9 protein-coding genes are annotated in these 7,617 nt (G+C 71.4%); 7 read left to right on the top strand and 2 right to left on the bottom strand.

Annotated elements, in window-relative coordinates:
• The 3 genes from SSOG_RS15670 to SSOG_RS15660 all read left to right on the top strand — a co-directional run.
• Positions 1-683 (top strand): AIM24 family protein (locus SSOG_RS15670; protein ID WP_039937687.1); only part of this gene is annotated, 683 nt, incomplete at its 5' end.
• 11 nt (positions 684-694) lie between these two features.
• Positions 695-1,378: an AIM24 family protein gene (locus SSOG_RS15665; protein WP_009715203.1), complete on the top strand. Its 684-nt coding sequence runs from the start codon at positions 695-697 to the stop codon at positions 1,376-1,378.
• Positions 1,379-1,393: 15 nt separating this feature from the next.
• Positions 1,394-2,152 (top strand): AIM24 family protein, encoded by a 759-nt coding sequence (locus SSOG_RS15660; protein ID WP_009715202.1) that lies wholly within the window; start codon positions 1,394-1,396, stop codon positions 2,150-2,152.
• Positions 2,153-2,201: 49 nt separating this feature from the next.
• Here the strand turns inward: SSOG_RS15660 and SSOG_RS15655 are convergent, their stop codons facing one another.
• On the bottom strand, positions 2,202-2,729 hold the full coding sequence (locus SSOG_RS15655; RefSeq protein WP_009715201.1) for an NUDIX hydrolase: 528 nt from the start codon (positions 2,727-2,729) through the stop codon (positions 2,202-2,204).
• The gene (locus tag SSOG_RS15650) at positions 2,726-4,180 is read right to left on the bottom strand and encodes a zinc-dependent metalloprotease (protein ID WP_009715200.1); all 1,455 of its coding nucleotides are present in this window, start codon (positions 4,178-4,180) and stop codon (positions 2,726-2,728) included. Before SSOG_RS15650 ends, SSOG_RS15655 begins: the two co-directional genes overlap by 4 nt.
• Before the next feature lie 191 nt (positions 4,181-4,371).
• Here SSOG_RS15650 and SSOG_RS15645 point away from each other — a divergent pair, with 191 nt between their 5' ends.
• The 4 genes from SSOG_RS15645 (at position 4,372) to SSOG_RS15635 (ending at position 7,585) form a co-directional block, all read left to right on the top strand.
• Positions 4,372-5,481, top strand: a complete 1,110-nt coding sequence (locus SSOG_RS15645) for an SDR family oxidoreductase (RefSeq protein ID WP_009715199.1) — start codon at positions 4,372-4,374, stop codon at positions 5,479-5,481.
• Positions 5,482-5,564: 83 nt separating this feature from the next.
• A complete protein-coding gene (locus tag SSOG_RS15640; RefSeq protein ID WP_039941133.1) occupies positions 5,565-6,023 on the top strand; it encodes a molybdenum cofactor biosynthesis protein MoaE in 459 nt (152 codons plus the stop codon).
• 228 nt (positions 6,024-6,251) lie between these two features.
• Positions 6,252-6,431, top strand: coding sequence for a hypothetical protein (locus SSOG_RS48455; protein WP_009715197.1), 180 nt, complete (start codon positions 6,252-6,254; stop codon positions 6,429-6,431).
• Positions 6,432-6,496: 65 nt separating this feature from the next.
• Positions 6,497-7,585: a YlbL family protein gene (locus SSOG_RS15635; protein WP_009715196.1), complete on the top strand. Its 1,089-nt coding sequence runs from the start codon at positions 6,497-6,499 to the stop codon at positions 7,583-7,585.
• The last annotated feature ends 32 nt before the right edge of the window (positions 7,586-7,617 follow it).

The following is a 7,617-nucleotide window of genomic DNA, read 5'->3' as shown; positions in this document are numbered from 1 at the left end:
CCGTGCCCCAGGGAGGCGGCGCCCCCGGTGTGCAGGCAGCGCTCGCCGAGTACCGCGAGGCGGCCACCGGCCAGCGCTGGACGCCGCAGAACCCGCGGATGATGCGGGTCGACCTCGGCGTCGACGGTCAGCCGGTGCTCGCCCGCCAGGGCAGCATGGTGCTGTACCAGGGCAAGGTCGACTTCAGCTACAAGGGCGCGGGCATGCGCGGCCGGATCGTCGGCAACGCGACCGGCCAGGAGATGCAGCTGATGCGCTGTAGCGGCCAGGGCCAGGTCTTCCTCGCCGAGAACGCCGCAGAGCTGCACCCGATCGAGCTCCAGGGCGACGCGATCTGCGTCTCCGCGGAGAACGTGCTCGCCTTCGACGAGTCGCTCCAGCACGAGGTGCGCCGGATCGAAGGCCACGGCATCCCCGGCGGCGCGCTGTTCACCATGCAGTTCCAGGGCACCGGCACCGTCATCGTGAAGACCCAGGGCACCCCGGTGGTGCTCCCCGTCACCCCGACGACCTTCGCCGACAGCAACGCCATCGTGGCCTGGTCCGCCGGTGCGCAGGTGATCATCTCCAGCCAGGTGCGGCTGCGCCGCAGCGCCTACCCCGGCCACAGCGGGGAGACCGTGAACCTCCAGTTCCGCGGTGCGCCCGGCAACTTCATCGTCGTCCAGCCCTACGAGGTCTGAGGGAGCCCGTCATGGACCAGCAAATGATCTCGGGCTTCGCAGCCACCCCGGTCGCGGCCCGCATGGAGAACCACGGCAGCAGCATGCTCAAGGTCGCCATGCAGAGCGGCCAGGACCTCTTCGCCCGCACCGGTTCGATGGTGGCGTACGAGGGCTTCGTGCAGTACGAGCCGAACCCGCCCGCGGTGCGCCAGATGGCCTCCCAGTGGCTGACCGGCGAGGGCGCGCCCCTCATGCGGTGCAGCGGCGACGGGCTGCTCTATCTCGCCGACTACGGGGCGAACGTCGTCTGCATCAACCTCAACGGCGATTCGCTTTCGGTCAACGGCACCAATCTGCTCGCCTTCGACGCCCACCTCCAGTGGGGTGTCGAACGGGTCAAGGGCATCGCCAAGTTCGCCGGGCAGGGCCTGTTCAACGTGGGCGTCTCCGGCACCGGATGGGTCGCGCTGACCTCCCGCGGCACCCCGATCGTCGTCGACTGCGGCCGCGGCGAGGACGAGACCTATGTGGACCCGGACGCGCTCGTCGCCTGGTCCAGCGGTCTCAAGGTGAAGGGCAAGCGCAGCTTCAAGGCGTCGTCCCTGATCGGCCGGGGCAGCGGCGAGGCGTACCAGCTCGGCTTCTCCGGACAGGGCTTCGTCGTCGTACAGCCCAGCGAGGACAGCACCGACCGGCTCCGGGCCCGGGGCTGAGGGGGAGAAGGACACATGCAGAGCCCGCTTTTCGGCTACACCGAGGCCCAGACCGAGGACCGTTACGCGCTCCAGAACCGCAAGATGCTGCGGGTCGCGCTCACCGGCCACGAGGACGTGCTCGCCCGTAAGGGCAGCATGGTCGCCTATCAGGGGCTGATCGAGTTCGACGGTGAGTACCAGACCCCCGGCCAGCGGCGCGCCCGCGCCCGCACCGGCGAGGGCCTGGACCTGATGCGCTGCTCCGGGCAGGGCACGGTCTTCCTCGCCAACCTCGCCCAGCACGTCCATGTGGTGGACGTGGACCACGACGGTCTGACGGTCGACAGCGCGTACGTGCTGGCGCTCGACTCCACGCTGCACTGGGAGTCGATCGCGGTGGACAGCCAGTTCGGCATCACCGGCTCCGGCAAGTACAACCTCAACATCTCCGGCCGGGGCAAGGTCGCGCTCATGACCTCGGGCAAGCCGCTGCTGCTCCAGGTGACCCCGGACAAGTACGTCAACGCCGACGCGGACGCGATCGTCGCGTGGTCCAGCTCGCTGCGCGTCCAGATGCAGGCGCAGACGCATTCCTCAGGAGTGTGGCGTCGGCGCGGCAGCACCGGTGAGGGCTGGGAGCTGAGCTTCCTGGGCCAGGGTTACGCCCTGGTCCAGCCCAGCGAGCTGCTGCCGCCGCAGAACGCGGTGATCGGCGGCGGCGCGGCCGCCCAGTTCGGCATGGGCCAGCAGGGCGCCCGCGGGCAGAACCAGGGCAACATCTTCAGCAACTGACGGCGGCAGTAAGGCGGAACGCGGCCGCCGGTCCGTGCCCGCGCGCTCCTCAGACCAGCGCGCGGGTACGGGCCACCAGATGGCGCACCGACGCGTCGGCCACGTCCGCCACCTCGTCGTACGCGAACCAGCGGAGGTCCAGCGACTCGTCGCTGATCGCCGCCGTCGCGTCCGGCGGGGCCACCGCCGCGTACTGCACGTCCAGGTGCCAGGCGCACGGAGTGTGGTGCCGGTCGAGCCGCACGGGCCCGCCCGGCAGCAGGGTCAGCCCCGCGATGCCCGACTCCTCGGTGGCCTCCCGCAGCGCCGCGTCCGCCAGCGTGGCGTCCTCCGGCTCACAGTGGCCGCCCATCTGGAGCCACATCCGCAGCTTGCGGTGCAGCGTGAGCAGGACGCGCTCCCGCGGCGGGTCGATCACCAGCGCGCTCGCCGTGAGATGCCCGTCGCCGCACGCCTTCCACATGCCGTCGGGATACGCGGTGAGATGGTCGCCGTACGCCTGCCGCAGCCGCTCCTGGTCGGCGTCGGGCGCGGGCCACTCCGTGAGCACCCGCGCCGCGTCCGTATGAAGGCTCACTTCTCGCCGTCGCCCCGCTCGTCGTCCTTACGGTCGTCTCGGTCGGCACGGTCGTCGGAGCCCTCCGCGCGCTCCTCACCGCCCGCGGCCTCGCCGAGCATCTTGTCCAGCTCGGAGAAGTCCAGCTGCTCGCGGTGGACGAAGCCGTCCGGGTCGTCGAGGTCCTCGGCCGTCGGCAGCATGTCCGGGTGCTCCCACAGCCCGTCGCGGCCGTCCACGCCGCGCGCGTCGGTGAGCGACGCCCACAGCCGCGAGGCGTCCCGCAGCCGGCGCGGCCGCAGCTCCAGGCCGATCAGCGTGGCGAAGGTCTGCTCGGCGGGCCCGCCGCTCGCCCGGCGGCGCCGCAGCGTCTCGCGCAGGGCGTCCGCGGACGGCAGATGGGGCTTGGCGGCGGCGTGCACCACGGCGTCCACCCAGCCCTCGACCAGTGCGAGGGCCGTCTCCAGCCGTGCCAGCGCGGCCTTCTGCTCCGGGGTGTCCTCCGGCTGGAACATGCCCTGCTGGAGCGCTTCCTGAAGCTGCTCGGGGTGGGTCGGGTCGAGCTGGCCGACCGCGTCCTCCAGCTTCGCGGTGTCCACCTTGATGCCCCGGGCGTACCCCTCGACGGCACCGAACAGATGCGAGCGCAGCCACGGCACATGCGAGAACAGCCGCTGGTGGGCCGCCTCCCGCAGCGCCAGGTACAGCCGCACCTCGTCCTTGGGGACGCCGAGGCCGGAGCCGAGCGCCGCGATGTTGACCGGCAGCAGAGCGGCCTTGCCCGCCGGGCCCAGCGGGAGCCCGATGTCGGTCGAGCCGACCACCTCACCGGCCAGCACGCCGAGCGCCTGCCCGATCTGGGTGCCGAACATCGCGCCACCCATCGAACGCATCATCCCGAGCAGCGGGCCGGCCATGGCCTGCATCTCCTCGGGCAGCACGTCGCCCATGGCGGAGCCGACGCGCTCGGCGACCGGGTCGACCAGGTCCTTCCACACCGGCAGCGTGGCCTCGACCCACTCGGCGCGGCTCCACGCGACGGCGGCCCCCGAGCCCGAGGGCAGCGACGTGACCCCGTCCAGCCACAGGTCGGCCAGGCGCACGGCCTCCTGGACCGCGGCGCGGTCGGCGGGGCCGACGCTCTCGTCCTTGGTGCCGTCGGCGGTGCCGCGCGCGACGGTCTGGCGCGCGATGTCCTTGGCCATGTCCCAGTTCACCGGGCCGCCCTCGTACGAGAGCATCTGCCCGAGCTGCTGGAAGGCGGCGCCCAGGTCGTTCGGGTTGAGGGATCCGAACATCGCGGCGAACGGATTGTCCGCGCCGCCTGCTCCGGCCGGGCCGCCCGCCCCGCTGCCGAACCCGAAGGGATTCGCGGGGCCCTGCTCGCCGCCCTGGCCGCCCTTCTTCTTACCGTCGTCGCCGTCCTCCGGCTCCTCCGGCGGAAGGCCGAATCCGAATGGGGTGTCACTCACGGGGTTCCTCGGCTCGTTGGGCCACCGGCCACGGACCGGCGGCGGATGCCCGACATCACCACCCAGCCTAGACACCTCGCCGGTTTACGGGCTCAGTGCTTCGCTGATCGCCGAGCTGCGGCAGGATGGGCGTTACCTGGTACGTACGTGTGCACGCGCTGCGTACTGAAGACAACCGCTGGAGACGCCCGGTGAGTTCCCCAGACCGAGAAGTTCGCGCTGCGCGAAACGATACGGCCCGTACCGCACGACGCCCCGTCGTGGCGGTCACCGGTGCCGCCTCGGGCCCCGGCGCCCTGCTCACGCAGCGGCTCGCGGAGTCCGAAGAGATCAAGCAGGTGCTGGCCCTCGACGAGCGGCGCGGCGAGGTGACCGAGGCGCAGTGGCATGTGCTGGACGTGCGCGATCCGGCCATCGCCGAAAAGCTGCGCGGCGCCGATGTCGTCGTGCATCTCGCCGTCGACCTGGACTTGGGCACCGACCCCGCCGCGCGCACCGCCTACAACGTGCGCGGCACCCAGACCGTGCTGACCGCGGCCGCGGCCGCCGGGGTGCACCGGGTGGTGCTGTGCACCTCCGCGATGGTCTACGGCGCCCTCCCCGACAACGACGTTCCGCTCGCCGAGGACGCGGAGCTGCGGGCCACCGCCGAGGCCACCGGCGTCGGCGACCTGCTGGAGATCGAGCGGCTGGGGGAGCGCGCACCCCGGGCGCATCCGGGGCTGAATGTGACCGTCGTACGCCCGGCCGTCCTGGTCGGCGGCACGGACACCGCGCTCACCCGCTACTTCGAGTCGCCCCGGCTGCTGGTGGTCGCGGGATCCCGGCCCACCTGGCAGTTCTGCCATATGGAAGACCTGGTCAGCGCGCTGGAGTACGCCGCGCTGGAGAAGGTCGAGGGGGAGCTGACGGTCGGCTGCGACGGCTGGCTGGAACAGGACGAGGTCGAGGAGCTGTCCGGGATCCGGCGCATGGAGCTGCCGTCGGCGGTCGCCCTCGGCGCCGCCTCCCGGCTGCACCGGCTGGGCCTGACCCCGTCCCCGGCCGGCGACCTCGCGTACACGATGCACCCCTGGGCGGTCAGCGGCAGCCGGCTGCACGCGGCGGGCTGGCGGCCCCGGTGGACCAACGAGGAGGTGCTGGCCGAGCTGCTGGAGGAGGTCGCCGGGCGGCATACGGTCGCCGGGCGGCGGCTGGGCCGCAAGGACGCCACCACGCTGGGCGCGGCGGGCGCGACCGTCGCCCTGGTGGGCACCGCCGCGATCGTGCGCCGCGCCCGCAAGGCGCGCCGCCGCGCCTGAGCAGCTCGCGATCCGGCGGGCCGCCATGGCGGCCCACCGGGACAGTCCGCCAGGAGGGGACGGCATACGGCACGATGGACGACATGGCACATACGTACGATCACCCCGGCGAAGGCGCGGCGGCCGATCCCATCCGCCTGCTCGCGGTCCGCGAAACCCCGCTCTCGGTGGACGAGGTGTTCGGGGCGGTCGGCGACGCCGCTGCGGGCGGTACGGCGCTCTTCGTGGGCACCGTGCGTAATCACGACGGGGGCGCCGACGTGGGCGCCCTCGGCTACTCCGCGCATCCGAGCGCCGAGGCCGAGCTGCGCCGGGTGGCCGAGAAGGTCGCGGCGGACTTCCCGGTGCGGGCGCTGGCCGCCGTTCACCGGGTCGGCGATCTGGTGGTCGGCGATCTGGCCGTTGTCGTGGCGGTTTCGTGTCCGCACCGCGCGGAGGCGTTCGCCGCCTGCCGCCGGCTGATCGACGACCTCAAGAGCGAGGTCCCGATCTGGAAGCACCAGACGTTCGCCGACGGCACCGAGGAATGGGTGGGCGCGTAGCGCCTCGTTGAGGGGTGGTGGTCGGGCGACGGGAGGGCGGGTGGGCGCGTAGAGGGCACGCGAGAAAGACAGCGCGCTCGGCGGGCCGAGATAACAGTTACGCCATGGAGTCCACTCGGAATGGTGTACTCCACTTGCGTAACCGGCACCCCGCCGCGAGCGTTGACCTCGCGGAGGATTAATCTGCTCATCTGTCAGTCGCGGTGCTTAAGGGGTCGGGAGGCCGCTATGGGAGCGCTTCTCTGGTTGACCATTCCCGTTCTCGCGGCGATAGCCGCCACGCTCTATGCCGGTTGGGCCGCGCGGAACAACCGCAAGAACGTGGGGGACGTCGAAGAACTGGCCGGATATACACGGTTCCGAGAGGCAATGGAACGCGCGCGCACGGATACGGACGCGGCGGCCTGACGCCCGGCCCCTCGTACGGACGGCCCCGGGAGTGGACTGCCGTACGCGTCCCGTACTGTCGTTCCATGCCACGCCGCACCGCGACGATGCTCGCCTCCCTCCTGATGCTGATCGCGCTGCTGTGCGCCGGTGTGCTGATCCCGGTGCCGTACGCGGAGATGTCTCCGGGGCCGACCTACAACACGCTGGGCGAACACAACGGCGAGTGCGTGCTCCAGATCTCCGGCCACAAAGGCTGTGAGACCACCGGGGGCCACCTCAACATGACGACGGTCCGGGTCACCGGCTCCGAATACCGCATGAACCTCGTGGAGGCCGTCTACGGCTGGCTCTCCCACGACAACGTGGTGGTGCCGCACGACACCCTCTACCCGGACGACAAAACTCCGGACGAGGTGAATCAGCAGAATGCGGAGGAATTCAGCCAATCCCAGGAGAGCGCCAAGGTCGCGGCGCTCGAAGCGCTGAACAAGAAGGTCACCTCCCAGGTGATCGTGGGTGCCGTCGTGAAGGGCAGCCCCTCCGAGGGCAAGCTGCACGCGGGCGACGTGATCAAGTCGGTGGACGGCGCTGCGGTGCGCGCGCCCGACGACGTCGCCAAGCTGGTCACCAAGCACAAGCCCGGCGAGAAGGTGACCTTCTCGATCATCCCGGCCAAGCAGGCCGCGGCGGCCGAGAAGAGCGGCAAGCGGCCGACCGGCCAGAAGCAGATCCCGATCACCACCAAGAAGGCCGGTGGCCGGGCCATCGTCGGCATCCAGGCCGGGATCGACTACACCTTCCCGTTCAAGATCGACATCAAGCTGGCCGACGTGGGCGGGCCGAGCGCGGGTCTGATGTTCGCCCTCGGCATCGTGGACCGGGTGTCCAAGGAGGGCGACCTGACCGGCGGGAAGTTCATCGCGGGCACCGGCACCATCGACGACAAGGGCGTCGTGGGGCCGATCGGCGGGATCGAGATGAAGACGATCGGCGCCCGCGAGGCCGGGGCCCGCTTCTTCCTCACCCCCAAGGAGAACTGCGCGGCGGCGGCCAAGGACGTGCCGGACGGCCTGCGGCTGGTGAAGGTGCACACCATCGACGACGCGCTGAAGGCCCTCAAGAAGATCCGCTCGGGAGACACCGCCGGTCTGCCCCGGTGCGCCGCGGGCTGAGCGGTACGTACAGCGGTACGCACGACGACGCG

Source organism: Streptomyces himastatinicus ATCC 53653 (assembly GCF_000158915.1).
Lineage (GTDB): Bacteria > Actinomycetota > Actinomycetes > Streptomycetales > Streptomycetaceae > Streptomyces > Streptomyces himastatinicus.
This window is presented reverse-complemented; position numbering and strand designations above follow the sequence as displayed.